General features: G+C 57.2%; 16 protein-coding genes and 1 tRNA gene. 11 read left to right on the top strand and 6 right to left on the bottom strand.

The genetic code is table 11. From position 1 onward, the window contains the following. Positions 1-109: 109 nt before the first annotated feature. The 4 genes from O4G22_RS10455 to O4G22_RS10440 all read left to right on the top strand — a co-directional run bounded on the left by O4G22_RS10455 (position 110) and on the right by O4G22_RS10440 (position 4,033). On the top strand, positions 110-322 hold the full coding sequence (locus O4G22_RS10455; protein ID WP_012421062.1) for a DNA/RNA-binding protein: 213 nt from the start codon (positions 110-112) through the stop codon (positions 320-322). Between the two features lie 251 nt (positions 323-573). Beyond that, entirely contained in the window at positions 574-1,650 is a 1,077-nt protein-coding gene (locus tag O4G22_RS10450; protein ID WP_094137161.1) for a P-loop NTPase, read from the top strand. A 144-nt stretch (positions 1,651-1,794) separates the two neighbouring features. Beyond that, positions 1,795-3,180: an MATE family efflux transporter gene (locus O4G22_RS10445; protein WP_306701748.1), complete on the top strand. Its 1,386-nt coding sequence runs from the start codon at positions 1,795-1,797 to the stop codon at positions 3,178-3,180. Positions 3,181-3,328: 148 nt separating this feature from the next. Then, positions 3,329-4,033 carry a hypothetical protein gene (locus tag O4G22_RS10440; RefSeq protein ID WP_306701747.1) on the top strand — a complete coding sequence of 235 codons (705 nt, stop codon included), beginning with the start codon at positions 3,329-3,331 and terminating at the stop codon, positions 4,031-4,033. A 114-nt stretch (positions 4,034-4,147) separates the two neighbouring features. Here the strand turns inward: O4G22_RS10440 and O4G22_RS10435 are convergent, their stop codons facing one another. Continuing rightward, positions 4,148-5,668, bottom strand: coding sequence for a pyruvate carboxylase subunit B (locus O4G22_RS10435; protein WP_102738551.1), 1,521 nt, complete (start codon positions 5,666-5,668; stop codon positions 4,148-4,150). 106 nt (positions 5,669-5,774) lie between these two features. Then, positions 5,775-7,229, bottom strand: a complete 1,455-nt coding sequence (gene cls, locus O4G22_RS10430) for a cardiolipin synthase (RefSeq protein WP_306701746.1) — start codon at positions 7,227-7,229, stop codon at positions 5,775-5,777. 145 nt (positions 7,230-7,374) lie between these two features. Here cls and O4G22_RS10425 point away from each other — a divergent pair, with 145 nt between their 5' ends. Then, positions 7,375-8,190, top strand: coding sequence for a thymidylate synthase (locus O4G22_RS10425; RefSeq protein ID WP_094137153.1), 816 nt, complete (start codon positions 7,375-7,377; stop codon positions 8,188-8,190). A gap of 22 nt (positions 8,191-8,212) precedes the next feature. After that, positions 8,213-8,692, top strand: a complete 480-nt coding sequence (locus tag O4G22_RS10420) for a dihydrofolate reductase (protein WP_306701745.1) — start codon at positions 8,213-8,215, stop codon at positions 8,690-8,692. 99 nt (positions 8,693-8,791) lie between these two features. On the opposite strand, the gene O4G22_RS10415 is transcribed toward O4G22_RS10420, so the two are convergent. The 3 genes from O4G22_RS10415 to O4G22_RS10405 are packed head-to-tail and all read right to left on the bottom strand — an operon-like array spanning position 8,792 to position 13,520. Then, positions 8,792-11,899: an efflux RND transporter permease subunit gene (locus O4G22_RS10415; protein ID WP_306701744.1), complete on the bottom strand. Its 3,108-nt coding sequence runs from the start codon at positions 11,897-11,899 to the stop codon at positions 8,792-8,794. Between the two features lie 7 nt (positions 11,900-11,906). Next, complete coding sequence (locus tag O4G22_RS10410; RefSeq protein ID WP_290488771.1) at positions 11,907-13,043, bottom strand: efflux RND transporter periplasmic adaptor subunit; 1,137 nt, start codon at positions 13,041-13,043, stop codon at positions 11,907-11,909. Between the two features lie 6 nt (positions 13,044-13,049). Continuing rightward, positions 13,050-13,520, bottom strand: coding sequence for a MarR family winged helix-turn-helix transcriptional regulator (locus O4G22_RS10405; protein ID WP_297666942.1), 471 nt, complete (start codon positions 13,518-13,520; stop codon positions 13,050-13,052). 235 nt (positions 13,521-13,755) lie between these two features. Here O4G22_RS10405 and O4G22_RS10400 point away from each other — a divergent pair. From O4G22_RS10400 to ruvC, 5 genes are all read left to right on the top strand, one after another. Then, a tRNA-Asp gene (locus O4G22_RS10400) sits at positions 13,756-13,833 on the top strand. Between the two features lie 279 nt (positions 13,834-14,112). Then, positions 14,113-15,114 (top strand): dihydroorotase, encoded by a 1,002-nt coding sequence (gene pyrC, locus O4G22_RS10395; protein WP_297666943.1) that lies wholly within the window; start codon positions 14,113-14,115, stop codon positions 15,112-15,114. A 91-nt stretch (positions 15,115-15,205) separates the two neighbouring features. Next, positions 15,206-15,835, top strand: a complete 630-nt coding sequence (locus tag O4G22_RS10390) for an MBL fold metallo-hydrolase (protein ID WP_179218534.1) — start codon at positions 15,206-15,208, stop codon at positions 15,833-15,835. A gap of 61 nt (positions 15,836-15,896) precedes the next feature. Further along, entirely contained in the window at positions 15,897-17,099 is a 1,203-nt protein-coding gene (locus O4G22_RS10385) for a DEAD/DEAH box helicase (RefSeq protein ID WP_297851869.1), read from the top strand. A 47-nt stretch (positions 17,100-17,146) separates the two neighbouring features. After that, positions 17,147-17,650, top strand: a complete 504-nt coding sequence (gene ruvC / locus O4G22_RS10380) for a crossover junction endodeoxyribonuclease RuvC (protein ID WP_297666944.1) — start codon at positions 17,147-17,149, stop codon at positions 17,648-17,650. Between the two features lie 89 nt (positions 17,651-17,739). Here the strand turns inward: ruvC and O4G22_RS10375 are convergent, their stop codons facing one another. Further along, positions 17,740-18,261, bottom strand: coding sequence for a hypothetical protein (locus O4G22_RS10375; protein WP_306701736.1), 522 nt, complete (start codon positions 18,259-18,261; stop codon positions 17,740-17,742). Positions 18,262-18,275 lie beyond the last annotated feature (14 nt).

The following is an 18,275-nucleotide window of genomic DNA, read 5'->3' as shown; positions in this document are numbered from 1 at the left end:
CGGCTTTTGCCTCACGTCCGCATCTGCCGGGGGGGCAAATAAAATATTGACCCGCCAGCGGGGAAGATTTATCCTGAAAGCCTCATTCAACCAGAGGTAGATTACAGCCGTGGAGGACGATATTATTTGCACAGAAAAAATCATTGCGGAACGCAAGACGTTCTTTCTTGATCTCAAACAGAATGCGCGCGGCAAAGTGGTGCGTATTACGGAAAAGGTGAGTTCCAACCGGGACCGGATTATGGTGCCCGCGGAAATTCTGGACGATTTCATCGCCGCTCTCCAGGATATCCGGGAGACGCTGAAGCAGCAGGGGGAATAAGTTCCCCCTCCCTCCCGTTTTTCTTGAAGACCGATAGCGGGGCTGCGGCCGTCCCGCCGTTTCTTGGTGTCCGGGTCATTGAAATCCGGCGGTCAAAAAGTCGTTTTGTCTGAATTAGGCGTTGTCAAAAATAAAAAAGGGAGTATCTTTGCTTCCCGGTTTTGACGTCCCCTTTTTTCCTATTCCGGAGTATTCCGCATTCCGGAGGCGCGGGGCCGCAATGTTGATGCAACCACGAATATTTCAGAGATATGACGACACAACAGGAATTGACTCCGGAGTTGATACGGGCTGCGCTGACCACGGTTAAATTTCCGGGGTTCAGCCGGGACATCGTATCTTTCGGGCTGGTGAAAAAGATCGACATTGACGCTGAAAACAACGTCACGATTGATTTGGTGATTGAGAGCAAGAATGCGGATATTCCCCGTTACATTTTTGAAGGCGTTCACGGCGTGATGAAGCATTTGCCCGGCGTGAAACACTGCGACGTCAATATTGAGCATAAGGCTCCGGAAGCCAAAAAGGGAATTAATGACGACCCCTCTACCTGGAAATCCTCCGTTCCCGGCGCCAAGCATGTCATTGCCGTGGCTTCCGGCAAGGGCGGCGTGGGCAAATCCACCGTTTCCGCGAACCTGGCGGTGGCCCTGAGCAAGCTGGGCTATTCCGTCGGCCTGGTGGACCTGGACATCTACGGCCCGTCCATGTCCCTGATGTTCGGCACCAAGGAACGCCCCGGAGCCAATGAGAATGACGAATTTCTCCCGGTGACGGCTCATGGCGTGAAGCTCCTTTCCATGGGGCTGCTGATTAACGAGTCCGATCCTGTAGCGGTGCGCGGCCCTCTGGCGACACGCTACGTCCAGCAGTTCCTGCGCAACGTGGCGTGGGGGGATGTGGACTTCCTGATTCTGGACCTGCCGCCCGGCACCGGAGACATTCAGCTGACCATTGTTCAGACGGCGGAACTGGACGGCGTAGTGGTGGTGACCACGCCGCAGGAAGTGGCGCTGATTGACGCGCGCAAGGCAATCGGCCTTTTTGAACGGGTGAAGACCCCCATTCTGGGCGTGATTGAAAACATGAGTTATTTCCAGTGCCCCTCCGACGGAAAGATTTACCATATCTTTGGCGAAGGCGGCGGCGAACGGGAAGCGGCCAAGCTGGGAGTGCCCCTGCTCGGCAAGATTCCGCTGGATATTTCCACCCGCTCCGGCGGGGACGAAGGCCGCCCCGTGGCTTTGGAAGATCCCGGGCAGAACCCGGTTTCCGCCGCGTTCCGCCAGGTTGCGGAACAGTGCGCCCGCGTGGTGCTTAACCGTTGAATGACCGACGGGGCAGGATGCCCCGGCACGGTGGACAACCCTTAACTTTAAAGCCAGATTGGAGCTTGCCGCTCCAGTCCGGCTTGTTTGCCGGGAATGGTTCCGGCTCTTGGAATGAGGAAAGGCATGGAAGGAAATAAGAAAATGAATAAGACGTGGAATTTGAAGGAGATGAAAAAGCTGATACCGCTGGCTTTCCCGGTGCTGGTGGTCAACCTCTCCATTGTGGGCATGGGTGCGGTGGACGCGATTGTGGCCGGGAGCGCCGGCGTGACGGACATGGCCGCCGTGGCCCTGGGGTCTTCCGTGTACCTGCCCGTGGCTCTGTTCGCCTGCGGCGTGCTGATGATCATCGGCCCCGTGATTGCCAATATGCGGGGGAAAAGCCATGAAAGCCGCGTGGGTTACATGACCAACCACGGCCTGTGGCTGGCGTTGTTGCTCAGCCTGGTTTCCATGCCGGTCATTGATGCGCTGAGAAACGTGTTCGGCTGGATTTCCGATGACGCCGCCATGTGTCAAATGGCTTCCGCCTACATGTCCGCCATTATGTGGGGGCTTCCCGCCAACCTGGGATTCGTGGCCCTGAAGAGCCTGAACGAAGGCTCCAACATGACGCGGCCCGCCATGTACGTGGGATTGTGCGGCCTGCTGCTCAACATTCCCCTGAACTACATGTTCGTCTTCGGCATGTACGGTTTTCCCCGCATGGGCGGAGCGGGGTGCGGCGCGGCCACGGCAGTCATTTTCTACATTGAATTCCTGCTGATGTTCCTGCTGGTTTACTTTAATCCCAAGCACAGGCCGTACCGCAGGCACATCATTTCCTGGCGGCGGCCCACGCCATCCGTCATCACGCATCTTGTGCGGCTGGGCGTGCCGATAGGCGTTTCCCAGCTGTGCGAGGTGATGCTCTTCTGCGCGGCGGCTCTGGTGCTGGCGCCTCTGGGAGAGACGCAGGTGGCGAGCCACCAAATTGCCGGGAATGTGGGCGCCCTGGTGTTCATGCTCCCGCTCTCCGTAGGGCTGGCGGCTTCCATCCGCGTGGCGTACCATCACGGCCGGAATGATCTGGCAGGCGCCAGATCCGCCATTCTGTCTTCCTACGTGCTGGTGCTCACCATCTGCCTGTGCACCTTTGGAGGCATCACCCTGTTCCGCGAGCAGATTGTGCTCCTGTACAATGACTCGGAGCTGATAGTCAGCACGGCTTCCGTCCTGCTGATTCTGGCGGCGGCCTACCAGCTTCCGGACTGTTTGCAGGTGCTTTCCGCCGGGGTTCTGAGAGGATTCCGGGACACGGCGTCCATTACCTTCATTACGTTCTTCTCTTATTGGATAGTAGGATTTCCGGCGTGCTACATCTTCGCCCGTACGGACTGGATTGTCCCGGCCATGGGAGCGCGCGGCATCTGGACGGGATTCATCATCGGCCTGTCCGTCGCGGCCGTGCTGCTGCTCTGGCGCGTAAGGTGCACCGCCAGGCGGGAATTCGCCCTGATGAGACAGGCGGGATTAAGGGAGAGTTGAGCTTCCGGAACACTTTCTTTCCGCGGGATAAATGCGGCGTTTCAGAAGGTGAACATGGCAGGAAGCATGGCGGAACGTGCGTCCACTGTGCTTTCACGATGTAATGACGGCGTGCGGGAATGAATCCCCACGCCATCATTATTGAATTATGTCTATTACAATTACCAATCCGGAAGGACGGAACATTGAATTCAAGGACCAGCGGGGACCGACTTGCGGTCTTTACTCCTTGTCTTTTGTTCTGGATTATCTCTACAATATTAAAATTCCTGCCACATCGGACGGAGACAAGAAGGGAGAATCCCTGAGGAGAAAATTCAAAAGAGACGGGAAAACCATTATTGGAGAATTATATGACTCCACTCCCGTCATGGCGGATTATATCAGGAGTCTGGAATCTTCCAAAATCAAGTGTCAGTCTGCCACCTGTGAAGTTTCCTCCATTGTGGGCATTCTGGATGCCGGAGGCCTTTGCATGGTTCCCTTCTGCGTAGATGCCGGGGGAAATCCTGATACTTCAGGTATTCGTGCCCACTGGTGCGTCATACAGAAGAATGTGGACTGCGCGTCCCGAAAATTGGCGGACGCTTACCACTGGGGCAGAAAATTCGTGTTTGACCTGAATATTTTGCGGGCCAGCAATCAATCCATTCAGGATGTAGCCGCGTCCTGGTGGGGAAAGGATAAGGATAGTACGGGGCTGGATTATTATTCCTGCGACTCGGAAGAGAGCACGACGGCCGTTGACGCCTGGTGGGGAACCCACCAGCTCAAGCCCGGTTCCGTCAAACAGATTCCCGCGGCGCTTCTCAGCCAGACACTGGCCGGGAAAATGCTGATCTTTACCAAATGATCGTTCCCTGTGGCGGAACTGCCGTTTCTCAGGGAAGCAATGAACGCCAAAGCGGGCGGTCCCTCTCATGGAAGGGACCGCCCGCAAGCGGTTTAAGCCGGCGCACCGGAGATTTTAGCCGATGCGTTCCACTTTCACGGAGTGGGACTGGCCGTTGATGACGATGGTCAGGTCACGGGAACCGGAGGGGCCGCTTACCCGGGCGGTGATGCCGTTGTCAATGACGGTCATGGACGGCGCGGCCGCCGGAGCCGCGGCGGGAGCGGTGTTCACCTGCACGGGGGCTTCTTCCTTAGGTTCCGGCTTTTTGTAGAAGTCTTCCACCTGCTGCGGGAACATGGCGTAGATGACGCAGTGTTCGTCGTCCGTGGGGAGCCCCTTTTCCGCAAGCTTCCTGCGCAGGTCTTCCATGCCGGGCTTGATCAGGTCCGCCGGGCGGCAGGTGATCGGTTCCTTGCCCATCTTTTCCGCGCAGAGTTTCTGCACTTCCGGGTCCACGGGGGCCGAGGTGCGGCCGTAGTAGCCCAGGGCAATGTCCGCCGCCTGGGGGGTGATGTTTTTCCAGCGGCCGAATTTGACGTTCAGCATCGCCTGCACGCCTACGATCTGGGAGGTGGGGGTCACCAGCGGAATCCAGCCCAGGGCCTTGCGGACTACCGGAATTTCCGCGAATACTTCCTCAAACTTGTCTTCCATGCCCTGTTCCTTGAGCTGGGTGCGGAAGTTGGAAAGCATGCCGCCGGGCACCTGGTAGCGGAGCGTGTCAGAGTCCACCACTTCATTGCGGTGGGAGGCGAATTTGCCCAGACTGTCATAGACGGGTTTGAGCATTTCGGAAACTTCAATGAGCTTGTCCGCGTCGTAATCCGGCTTGCGGGGATTGCCGTTCAGCAGGGCAAGCATGCGCAGGCAGTCCGGCTGGCCCGTGCCGTTGGCGAAGGGGGAGATGGAGACATCGCACGCGTCCACTCCGGCATCAATGGCGCTGAGGTAGGTGGAGGCGCCGAGGCCGGCGGTGTCATGCGTGTGGATCCAGACGGGGATGTTCAGGTCCTTTTTCAGGGCGCTGACGAGTTCCTGGGTGACATACGGAGGAATGAGGCCGGCCATATCCTTGATGACGATGGCGTCCGCCCCCATGTCCGCCAGTTCCCGCCCCATGTCCACAAAAGTCTGCGTGGTGTGCACGGGAGAAGTCGTGTAGCAGATGGTGCCGTGGGCCTGCGCTCCGGCTTTCTTGGCGGCGCGGATGGAGGTTTCCATGTTGCGCGGGTCGTTCACGCAGTCGAAAATGCGGAAGATGTTCATGCCGTGCTTGGCGCTCATGGCGACAAAGGCTTCCACCACGTCGTCCGCATAGTTGGTGTAGCCCACGATATTCTGGCCGCGCAACAGCATCATGTGCGGCGTCTTGGGAGCCGCTTTTTTCAGGGCGTCCAGCCGGTCGAAAGGCCATTCTTTCAAGAAGCGCAACCCGGCGTCGATGGTGGCGCCGCCCCAGGTTTCCAGGGCGCTGAAGCCCATGGAGTCCAGAATGGGGGCAATGGGCAGCATGTCTGCCGTCTTCATGCGGGTTGCCGCCAGGGATTGATGCCCGTCGCGCAGAACGGTGCAGTTGAATGTAACAGGATTCATTATTTAGTTAACTGTTGTTAAAAATTGAAGAGGTGGCTTCTGGAGAATGATTTTCTCACAGCCTCCCTTGCAGGTCAAGCATACAAGAGCGGATTCCCCGGAAGAACTACTGGACGGGGGCCGTCAGGCGCGCCAGGTTGCAGAGCATTTTGAAGCCCAGGGATTTGTTGTTGTAATCCGCCAGGGATTCCCTTTTGGATGAGGAAAAATCCCGCTCCAGCATGGCTTTCACCTCCGCGCAGGCGGAGGGGGAATGGATAACGGCGGTGATTTCAAAGTTCAGGGCCAGGGAACGGTTGTCCAGATTGGCGGTTCCCACGGTGGCTATGTCATCGTCCATCAGAACCACTTTCTGATGCAGGAACCCCTTTTGATAGGCCCAGAGCTGGATGCCGTATGTGTCCAGGTCCCGAAGGAAAGTAAAGGAGGACAGTTTCACCAGAATATGGTCCGCCCGTTCGGGGCGCAGGATGCGCACGTCCACATTCCGCAGGGCCGCCGCCTGCAGGGCGGCCATGACTCCCTCGTCCGGGACGAAGTAGGGCGTGGCGATCCAGAGCCGGCGGGTGGCGCTGTTCGCCAGGGCGATGAGAGCGGTTTTCCAGGCGGGAATGACGTCTGCGGGACCGGAGGGCAGGATGAGCAGGGTTTCATCCTCCGGCTGGGGCGTGATTTCCCAGCGGAGGCGGGGAAGGGAAGAGGGGCCGCATTTCAGCATGGCCCAGTTCCAGTCCTCCAGAAAGCTGATTTGCGTTTGCTGGACGGAAGGCCCCTCAAGCTGAACAAACGTGTCGCGCCAGTAGCCCAGAGCGCCTTTGCCCAGGTATTCCCTTCCTATATTCATGCCTCCGATAAAGGCGGTGGAGCCGTCCACCACTACCAGTTTCCGGTGGTTGCGGAAGTTCAGCCGCAGGATGTTGCTCAGGAAATGGCGTTTCCCGTTGAAAGGCTCAATGTTCACTCCTGCCTTCCGCAGGGCGGAAATGTAACCGGGCGGGAGCTTGTGGGAGCCGATTTCATCATACAGCATGTAGATGCGGATGCCGGCCCTGGCCCGTTCAATCAGCAGGTCCTTCAGGTTCTGCCCCACGGAATCATTTTTGATGATGAAGAATTCAATCAGGATGTAATGCTCTGCGTTCTTGATGGCGTCGTAAATGCGCGGGAAAGCATTGATCGCGTCAATAAGCAGGCGGCAGGAATTGCCGCGGCAGACGGGCAGCCGCACGATGTTGGAAAGCGTGCGCATGATTTTTCCCGCCGTGTCTGATGACTGTATGGCATACGGAACCATGCAGTCTGTGATTTTATCCGTCAGTTCCCCCCATGCGGATTCGGGGTCCGTCTGGCGGCGGCGCGTTTCCACATATCCGCTGAATCTCCGGCGTCCCAAGATCAGGTAGAAGGGGACGGCGATATATGGAAACGCCAGCAGGGAAATGAGCCACGCGATTGTTCCCTGAGGCGTGCGCGTGTGGAGCAGGGCCGGAATCAGGCAGAAGGCGCCTGCAATGTGGCAAAAGGCGGCAAATCCCAAATATGGCTCTTCAGGAATGATCATGGAACGGAAAACCGGAAAAGATGCGGGGGGAGGAAAACGGCGGGGAGAAGTGAAAAGGCTGGCTTTTGAAGCAGGAGATGATACTAAGGTGGTGCATGCTCGTATTATCACGGGTTCAGGGATTAGAAAAGCGTAATTTAAGGGAATGAAGCAGTATTTGGCACTTTTGGAGGATGTTCTGACTAATGGGGCGGGGCGGGAGGACCGTACCGGAACGGGCACCATCGGCGTGTTCGGGCGGCAGAGCAGGTATGACCTGCGCGACGGTTTTCCGTGCCTGACGACCAAGAAACTTCATTTGCGCTCCATCATTTATGAACTGCTCTGGTTCCTGAAAGGGGATACCAATATCAGGTTTTTGAAAGACAACGGCGTCAGCATCTGGGATGAATGGGCCGACGAAAACGGGGATCTGGGGCCCGTGTACGGCGCGCAGTGGCGCTGCTGGCCGGGAAACGACGGAAAACCCATTGACCAGATTGCCAGACTGATTGACGGCCTGAAACATAATCCCTGGTCCCGGAGGCACATCGTCAGCGCGTGGAATGTGGCCCTGGTGGACGATATGGCCCTCCCTCCGTGCCATTCCCTGTTCCAGTTTTGCGTGATTCCCGCCCAGCCGGGAGAAGAAAAACACGGCCTTTCCCTCCAGCTTTACCAGCGCAGCGCGGATCTTTTTCTGGGGGTTCCCTTCAATATAGCTTCCTATGCGCTGCTGCTGCTTATGACCGCCCAGGTATGCGGGTATGAAGCCCGGGAATTCATCCATACGTTCGGGGATCTGCACCTGTACCGGAACCATCTGGACCAGGCGAGGGAACAGCTTTCCCGCACGCCCCGTCCTCTGCCGGTCATGAAGCTCAACCCGGAGGTGAACACCATTGACGGGTTCCATTATGAAGACTTTGAGCTCGTGGGGTATGATCCCCTGCCGCACATCAAGGCTCCCATCTCCGTTTAGCGCATTTATCCCTTAACCCATCATGTCACAGCCCGTTACTTATACAGGAGTGGTCGCCATGGCTTCCGACCGCGGCATTGGTTACCGGGGAGCGCTCCCCTGGCATCTGCCGGACGACCTCAAAACGTTCAAGCGCATTACGACGGGGCACCCCGTGCTGATGGGCCGGAAAACGTATGAGAGCATAGGCAGGCCCCTTCCCGGCAGGCAGAATATCGTGCTGACCCGCGATCCGGCGTGGACGGCGGAAGGCGTTCAGGTGATTCATTCCGCAGGGGAGTTGGAACGTCTGGAATTGATGGACCCGGAAGTCATGGTTATCGGGGGGGCGGAGATTTTTTCCCTGATGATGCCGGCCATGTCCCGCATGTGGGTTTCCAAAGTAAAGGGGGAATATCCGGCGGACACTTTTCTTCCTCCGTTTGAGGACCGGCTGGCGCATGCCGTCCTGAAGGAACGGTTTGAAGATTTTGACCTGTATTTGTACGAGCAGGTCAAATAGCCGTTCTTGTCCGTAACTCTGCGCTCAGGCGCTGAAGGCATAAAAAAGACGGAGCGGCAGGGCCGCCCCGTCTGGCATGGAGCAAGTTTTTCTTTACATCTATTCCGCCTTTCCGGCAAACAGGCCTTTCACCCATTCGCGGTAACGCTGGAACATGGCGTACAGGGCCGGAATGAACAGAATGCCCACCAAAGTAGCGAGGATCATGCCGTAGAAGGTAGAGATGCCAATGGCTTTGCGGCTTGCCGCGCCCGCTCCGGAGGCGATGACCATGGGGAATACCCCGATGATGAAGGATATGGCCGTCATCATCACGGCGCGGAAGCGCTGCCGGGCCCCTTCCAGGGCGGCTTCCTGGATAGGAACGCCGCGCTCCCGCTCCATCTTGGAGAATTCCACCATCAGAATGGCGTTTTTCCCGGCCAGGCCTACCAGCATCACCAGACCGAGCTGAGCGTAAATGCTCAGAGGCGTGTTGCAGATAATCAGGCCGAGCAAAGCTCCCAGCAGGGCCACGGAGACGGAAACAATGACGGAAATGGGGACCGTCCAGCTTTCATATTGCGCCACCAGGAACAGATAACCAAAGAGCAGGGCCATCCCCATCAGCAGGACGATTTTTCCGTCGTTCTGCCGTTCCTGATAGCTCATGTCCGTCCAGGTGATGGAGTAGTTTTCCGGCAGCGGAATAGCCTCAATCTGGTTCATCAGCTCGCCGCTGCTGACGCCGGGGTTTGCCTGGGCGGTCACTTCCGCGGACATGAGCTGGTTGAAGCGGGATATCTGCCGCGGCCCTACCATGTAGGACAGGGTGGCTACGGAGCTGAGCGGAACCATCTGGCCCTGATCGTTCTGAATGTAGGTGTTCATGATGTCATTGATGGTGGTGCGGTTTTCTGCCGCAGACTGCATCTTCACCTTGAACGTATAGCCGATCAGGTTGAAATCATTGATGTACATGGAGGCCAGCTTGCTTTGAAGCGTCGTGAAGATGCGGCTGACGGGCACGTGCATGCTCTGCGCCTTTTCACGGTCGATGTTCAGGAAAAGCTGGGGGGTGTTCGCCTCATACGCGCTGCGGGCATACATGGTTCCCGGCAGTTTGTTGATTTTGTCCAGAAGGTCGTTCGTCACGCGTTCCAGGTCCTTGGGCGTTTCCTCCCCGCTGGCCTGGAGCATGAAGGAGACGCCGCCCGTCAGGCCCAGCCCCATGATGGCGGGCGGGCTGAACACGGTGGCCTTGGCCGCCGGAATTTCATCACACAGGGTGGAAGCTTTCTGCATGATGGAATCCAGGGAGAGCTCCGGCGTCTTGCGCTTGTCCCAGGGGTCAAGCTGAGCGATGCACATGCCCAGGTTTTCCCCGTTGCCGCCCATGAAGCTGAATCCGGAGGTGGAGGATACCTGGCGCACGCCTGGGATGCTCATCAGCTTCTGTTCCGCACTGCGCATGGCCTGTTCCGTCCGGCCCAGCGTGGCGCCCGGGGCCAGCTGGATATCGCAGAAAACGGTGCCCTTGTCTTCCGGGGGAAGGAAGGACTTGGGAACGGTCTCAAACAGTTTCCAGTTGCCGGCCAGGACGGCGGCCAGCAGAATCAGCGTCAGCCACGCGCGGCGCACCATGATGCCGGCGCATTTGATATAGCTTTTGCGCGCCCATTCCAGAGAGACGTTGAAGGGGCGGAAGAGGCTGAACCTGCTCTGTTTCCTTTGCTTCCTTTTCAGCAGCAGCACGCACAGGGCGGGGCTGAGCGTCAGGGAATTGACGGTGGAAAGGCAGAGGGCCACGCACATGGTTACGGAGAATTGCATATAAATGTTCCCCACCATGCCGCCGAAGAAGGCGATGGGCACGTAAATGGCTACCGTTACCAGCGTGGTGGCGATGATGGCGCCTGTAATCTGGTGCATGCTCTTCCTGGTGGCTTCTTCCGGAGAGAGATTCTCCGTCTCCAGAATGCGCATCGTATTTTCTACCACGATGATGCCGTCGTCCACCAGGGAGCCGATTACCAGAATAAGGCCGAACATGGTCAGCACATTGATGGAAAAGCCCAGGGGCAGCAGGATGGCGAAGGTGCCTATCAGGGAGACGGGAATGGCGAGCGCCGGAATGAGCGTGGCGCGCCAGTTCTGCAGGAACAGGTACGTGATGCCCACCACCAGAATCAGGGCGATGACAAGCGTTTCCACGATTTCCGCCATGGTGGCGGAAATGTATTGCGTGGGGTCGTAGCTCACGACGTAGCTCACGCCTTCCGGAAAACGTTTTGCCAGTTCCTCCAGCGTGTTTTTCACGCCGTTCATGGCTTCCAGGGCGTTGGCGTCGTCCAGGCGGTACACGGCCATGTTCACGGAGTCTTCCCCGTTGTTGCGGCTGCTGCCCGTGTAGGTTTCCGCGCCCAGCTCAATGCGGGCAATGTCATCCAGCCGGGTAACGTGGCCGTCCTGGCCCGTGCGGACGATGATCTTGCTGAATTCCTCCACGGTTTGCAGCCGTCCGGTGACGTTCACCTTGTATTGGATGAAGTTGTTTTCCCCTTCCGAGCCGATGGAGCCGGCCGCGGCCTGGACGTTCTGCGCCTTGATGGCGTTGGAAACGTCCTCCGGCGTGATATTCAGGGCGGACATGCGCAGGGCGTCCAGCCAGATGCGCATGCTGTAGTTTTTTTCCGGCATCAGGTTGACGGCGGAGATTCCCGGTACGCGGGCGACCTCATCCTTCACCCTGGTCTTGACGAAGTTGTTCAGCTCCAGGGAACTCATGCTGGTGGACCGGAAGGCGAAGAAGCCCAGGATGTCGGAGGAGCGTTTCTTGATCTTGATGCCCTGGTCCGTCACCTCCCTGGGAAGTTTGTATTCCACCCGTTTCAAGGCGTTTTGAACGTTCACCATGTTGATGTCCGAATCCGTGCCGCTTTTGAACGTCAGGGACAGGGAATAGCCGCCGGTGTTATCCGACTTGGAGGAGAAATAGAGCAGGTTTTCCAGCCCGTTGAGTTCTTCCTCAATGGGGGAGGCCAGCGTCTCCATCACCACCTGGGCGCTGGCGCCCGTATAGGTGGCCTGCACATTGATGCTGGTGGGGGCGATTTCCGGATACTCCGCAATGGGGAGCTGGTTCAGGCAGATGCCGCCCGCCAGCATCATCAGGATGGCGATGACGATGGCGAATTTGGGGCGTTTGATAAACAGGTCCGCAATCATGGGTAGCTCAGTTTTGGACGGAATAGACCGGATTCACTTTGGCGCCGGGACGCACCTTGTGCATGCCGTCGATGATGACGACTTCCCCTTCCTTGACGCCGGAACTGAAACACTGTTCGTTATTGACCGTGTTGCCCAGCGTAACGTCCCGGCGTTCCACGACGCCCTGGTCGTTGACGATGTAAACGTAGCTCTTGTACGCATCATGCATCACGGAAGAGATGTTGGCTGCCGGGAAGCGGTCCACGTTTTTCTTGGAAAGATTAACCGTGACTACGCCGCCGGGCGTCAGCTCATCTTCCGGATTGGGGAATTTGGCCCAGACATTCAGGGTGTCCGTGGTCGTCTGGACGGTATTGTCCGTCATGAAAATTCTGCCCGGCTGGTCGTATGCCTTGCCGTTGGCGAGGTTGACGGACACCAGGGCATCTTTCTTCATCTGTTCCTGGGTGCCGAACAGGGAAAGGAAGTCGCGTTCGCTGATGGGGAACTTCACATATACCTCATCAATGCCCGTAATGGTCACCAGGGAACCGGAGGTGGGGGTGATGTAATTGCCCGTGGAAAAAGTGACGCGGCCCGTGCGGCCCGTGATGGGGGCCGTGAGCCTGGTGTAATTAAGATTATCCTTCGCTACCGTAATGGCGGCGTTTGCGGACTGGATTTCCGCTTCCAGGGCATGCATGGTGCTCTTGGCGTTTTCCACCGTGTCCATGGAGACGGATTTGGAGGCCAGCAGCCTGTTGTAGCGTTCAAAACTATTCTTGGCGTAAAGAAGTTTGGCTTCAAGCTGGGCCTTTTTGGCTACCGCTTCCTCCACAGCCGCCCTGTAACGCGTGTCCTCAATCTCAAACAGGAGATCCCCCTTCTTCACGACCTTTCCTTCCTGGAAGCGGGTGGCTACGATGTTGCCGGAGACGCGGGGCTGCACAGCCACCCGGTCAATGGCTTCCACCTGGCCGATGTACTTTTTGTTCACCGCGCTGTCAATAGCGGCGGCTTTCTGGACGAGTACGGTGCTGGGCTTGGCCGCAGCCCTTCCCGGCGCTCCCTGGGAATAACCCGGAACAAACAGAGAAAAAAGCAGGCCGGAGCCGGCCAGCAGGCGGAGGGGCGCCTTCCGATGATGCGTGTGTTTTTTCATGTGGTATTATTTATTGTAAACGTGGTTGTAGAGGGTATCCACAATGCGGCAGAAATTTTCCTTGTCCTCTTGCGACAGAATGCTGAACAGGGTGTCCAGTTTTTCCTTCATGCCGTTGAAAAGCATCTGGAACCTGGATTCGCCTTCCTCGGAAAGGCGGATGCACAGGGAACGCCTGTCGCGGGGATTCTCCTTGCGGTCGAACAGCCCTTTCTTCACCATGCTGTCCACCAGCAGGGAGGTGGAGGGAATGCTCATGCGGAGATAATGGGCGAGCGTTTTCAGGGGAATGCCTTCCTGGCGGTTGGTCATCAGGCGGTTCAGGGCGCCCAGGGCGTTCATCTGCCGGACGGAAAGCCCCATGATTTTCTGGTAATGATTCTGGTCCACCTCATTCAGGTTATCTCTTTTGAACTGATAAAGAATCGTCTCAAATTGGTGAACGGAGGCAGTGATATCCGTGGCAGTCTGAAGCATGGGGGTGTTATGTCAAAACCGGTTAATTGTTGTCAAACTAAAACAAATAAGGTTGAGAATTTGTTGTTGTATTGAAATAAATCAGGAAATTGAAAAGTTACGGTTTCTTCACCGTACAAACCGCCGGCGGTTGCAGAAGTTGCAAAAAAAGTCTTTTTTTCTTGTCACCGGGGTATGAAGGCGTGTATAAGCCTCCACGTCCCCGCCATCAGGCAGGGACGGCATCCAAGGTTATGGAGCGGTAGCTCAGTTCGGTTAGAGCGCCAGCCTGTCACGCTGGAGGTCGCGGGTTCGAGCCCCGTCCGCTTCGCCACCTTGTTCAGAAGAAACAGCCGCCTCCGGGCGGCTTTTTTGTGCCCGGATTGTTGCTGTTCCCGTATTCCGCTTGCCGTTTCAGGAAAATCGTCCGGGATGGCCCCCGGATTCTGAGGCATGGAGCGGAATTTGACTTCATCTCAACAGCGCGAAGCGTACCGCGTCCCTTCCGGTTTACGGGGAAATGCCCGTTTTTCTCCCCCCGTTGGAGAATTGCTTTCCTGCGGGGCGGGGGAGCGTGCTTGATTTAGGCGCAATCTTCCCTCATGATATCGGCATGATTCTGGAACTGCACTCCCCGCTGGACATGCATCTTCACCTGAGGGACGGAGATATGCTGAAGCTGGTCGCCCCGTTAAGTTCCGCCTCCTTTGCCGGAGCGGTCATCATGCCCAACCTGGTGCCTCCGGTGGCTGATGCGGATGCGGTGCAGGCTTACCGGCAGCGGGTTCTGGACGCTTGCGGAGGCGATGTGTTCCAGCCGTACATGACGGCATTTTTCCGTTCCTATTCCGAGAAGGAATTGTCCCGGCTCAAGGAACTGGTGTTCGGCATCAAGCTGTACCCGGCAGGGGCTACGACGAACAGCGAGGGCGGCGTGAAAGCCATGAAGGATGCGGAAGCCACCCTGTCCATCATGCAGGAAATGGATATTCCCCTGCTGGTGCATGGAGAAAGCCACGGCTTCGTGATGGACCGGGAGGCCGAATTCCTGAATGTTTACCGTGATTTGGCCACGCGCTTCCCCCGGCTGACTATCTGCATGGAACACATTACCACGGCCGCCGCCGTGCGGTTGCTGGATGAATTTGAAAACCTGGCCGCCACGGTAACCCTCCAGCACCTTCTGATTACTTTGGACGATGTGGCCGGAGGCATGCTGAGGCCGCATCTGTTCTGCAAGCCGATCGCCAAAAGGCCGGAAGACCGGGAAGCCCTGCTGCAGGCTGCCCTTGCCGGGCATCCCCGCCTCATGTTCGGCAGTGACTCCGCCCCTCATCCCATCCATGCCAAGGAAGCGTGCGGATGCGCCGCCGGCGTATTCACGGCTCCCATCGCCCTTCCGCGTCTGGCGGCTCTGTTTGACGAACACGGAGCCCTGGACCGGCTGCAGGGCTTTGTTTCCGGCCATGCCTGCGCTCTGTACGGTCTGAACCCGCCTGCCAGGACGGTCCGTTTGCAGCGGCGTGAAATGCCGGTGCCGGACGTTTACGAAGGGCATGGACAGAAAGTGGTGCCGATGGATGCCGGACGCACCATTCCCTGGAGACTGATGTGAGGGGCTTTTCCAGGGGAAGATGACAGAAAGCGATTTAAGGGAATCGTCTTTATACTGGATATTCCGGGCGATCTCACTACAATCCCTGTCCATGGATCGGATTCGCGTTTATACGGGTGGAGTGGCTTCCTGTAATGGTTACCTCTTCAAAACGAGGGATAACACTTACGTGGCTGTGGATGCTCCGTCCGGTTTCGCGGACTGGATCTATTCCAAAAAGCCCGATATCATCATCACGGACCTTCTCATTACCCACCAGCATTTTGACCATGTGGAGGACGCCTGCCGCATGCGCCAGATTTTCGACTGCCGCATTCATGCCGGGCAGCCCTACAATGAAAGCCTGACGCTGGAAAAAATGGCCCGCGACGCCTGGGGGCTTCCCCTCAACGTCCAGCCGTTTGTGGTGGATGAAGTACTCACTCCGGACATTCACACGGCGAACTGGGGCGGCCTGTTGTGGCATCTCCACCAGGTGCCCGGCCATTCTCCGGACAGCATTGTTTACGATTTGCCGGATGAAGGAATCATGTTTACTGGTGACGTCATTTTTGCCGGCTCCATCGGGCGGACGGACCTCCCGGGAGGAAACCTGCGCCTGCTGAAACAGGGCATTGAAAAGAAAGTGCTCAACCAGCCCGCCACGACTATGATTTTCCCGGGACACGGGCCTTATACCACCGTAAAGAACGAACTGCTGACCAATCCGTTCATCTCCTGACCGCGGTTCCTGCGCCTCTGTGCGGAATCGTGTTCTACTCTTTAGCAAGCATACAAGATCAATGTTATTTTCAGAATTAGGTTTATCGGAACCCGTCTTGAAGGCGGTGGAGAAATGCGGTTATGAACATCCCACCCCCATTCAGGAGCAGGCCATTCCCATCATTCTGGAAGGCAGGGACCTCATTGGGGCCTCCCAAACGGGAACGGGGAAAACCGCCGCTTTTGCCCTTCCTCTGCTGACGAAGCTTCAACCCATCGGCAAACCTCAGATACTGGTGCTGGAACCCACCCGTGAACTGGCCGACCAGGTAGCGGAAGCCTTTGCCGAATACGGTGAGTTCACTGGATTGAAAGTAGCGTTGCTGTACGGCGGAGTGGGATACGGAAAGCAGACGGAAGACCTGAAAGAAGGAGCGGACATCGTCGTGGCCACCCCCGGCCGTCTGGTGGACCACTTCTACCGCTGCACCATGCGCTTCGGTGAAGTCAAGGCCCTGGTTCTGGATGAAGTGGACCGAATGCTGGACATGGGGTTCCTGCCCATTGTCCGTAAAATCGTCAACCTCTGCCCGTGGGAAGGAAGGCAAACCCTCTTCTTCTCCGCTACCATGCCTCCGGTCATCGCGGGATTTGCCAAATGGTGCCTGACGGACCCCGCGGAAGTCACCATCGCCCGGCGTGAAGTGGCCGCCACCATCAGCCACGCCTTTTATCCGGTGGCTCTGGATCAGCGGGATGAGCTGCTGCTGGCCCTGCTCAAGGGAACGGATTTCCGTTCCGTCATGATCTTTACCCGCACCCGCAAGGAGGCGGACGCGGTATGCGGCATGCTCAAGCATCATGGTTACCGCGGGGAAGTGGCCGTCATGCACTCCGACATTCCCCAGAAAGAGCGCATGGAGGCGCTTAAGGGATTCAAGAGCGGAAAATACGATATTCTGGTGGCTACGGATGTGGCGGCGCGCGGCATTGACATCAGCGGCGTGACCCACGTCATCAACTACCGCGTTCCGGAAAATGCGGAAGACTATGTGCACCGCATCGGCCGTACCGGCCGCGCGGAAGCTTCAGGGGATGCGTTCACGATCATGACTGCGGATGAACTGGACTTTGCCACGGCTGTGGAAAATTTCATCGGGAAACCCATTGAGCGCAAAAAACTGGACGGGTTCAATTACACGTACACCGCCCTGTTGGAAGACAAGCCCGTCAAATCCGTCCGCAAGCCCAAACCCGCGGGCCCCAAGCGCCGCAGGCGCTAAGGAGGGGGAAACATGATGTTTCTCTCTGATGGAATGAAGATCATCCCATGCGCATTCTTGCCATAGACCCGGCCATCCGCAACACGGGTTATGCCGTGGTGGAGGGCGACTACCGACGGGCGCGCGCGCTGGACTATGGAACGCTCTCCATTCCCCGGAGCGTGTCCCAGTCCGGCTGTCTGCTTGCCATCAAGCAGCATTTGGGCAACCTCATTGACAAATGGAACCCGGATGAAATGGCGGTGGAGCGCATCATCTATGTCCAGTCTCATCAGACGGCCATCACGATGGGCGCGGCCAAGGCGGCCGTGGTCATTGCCGCGGCGGAAGCCGGGCTGCGTATCATGGAGTACTCCCCCAAAAGCGTGAAACTTTCCGTCGTGGGGCGCGGAGCCGCTCAAAAAACGCAGGTCGCCTTTATGGTGCGGGCTCTTTTGGAACTCCGGGAAACGCCGGAATCCGATGCCGCCGACGCTCTGGCGATCGGCCTTACCCACCTCTATTCTGCGGATCCTCTGAAGGCCCGCATGATGGAGAGGAAATATATTTAGCAGTGAGGAAAGATGATTAAAAAATCCGTACTTGCCGCGGATTGAAATCAGACCATGCTTAGCTACGCTTTAATCACTGATTCAGGCCTTCAGGGTTTGAACGTCCTCCCTTTCCCGTCCTGCCACGCCTTGAGCAGAGAGGCATACATTTTATTGAGCTGTTCCAGGGTAGCTACACGGAATTCCACGGTATTCGTATTCGGGTAAATCTTTGCGACGGTTGTATCCGGGTCAATGCTTCCTCCCGTCGCCCGGTTGACGGCGCCGGCCCCTAGTTCCTTCGCCCGGTCAGTCACATTCTTGATGGCGTTGATGCCGGAATGTTGCCCCAGCGTTTCCAGATAATAAAACTTGGTGGGCGTATTCCCCAGAGTAATCAGCGTCACTTCATACACCATGCAGGCATTGTCCAGAATATACTTATGCTGCGCCACCGCTACAATCCGGCTGAGATGCACCACATACTGCCCCTCCGGAAAATTGCCTATCCAGAACTGGCTCTGGTTGTAGTCGTCCGTGGAAGGGGTGGCGGCTCCTTTCCTGGCCTGGGCGGAAAGAGGTGCGGCTGCACAAATAAGTAGCGCTAAAACAGGAAGGAAAAAACGTTTCATGATTTCCATTTAAT

Origin of the sequence: Akkermansia muciniphila, assembly GCF_030848305.1 — a bacterium.
Classification (GTDB): domain Bacteria; phylum Verrucomicrobiota; class Verrucomicrobiia; order Verrucomicrobiales; family Akkermansiaceae; genus Akkermansia; species Akkermansia muciniphila_A.
Note: the sequence above shows the minus strand (reverse complement) of the source record. Positions and strands in the feature narration are given on the sequence as shown.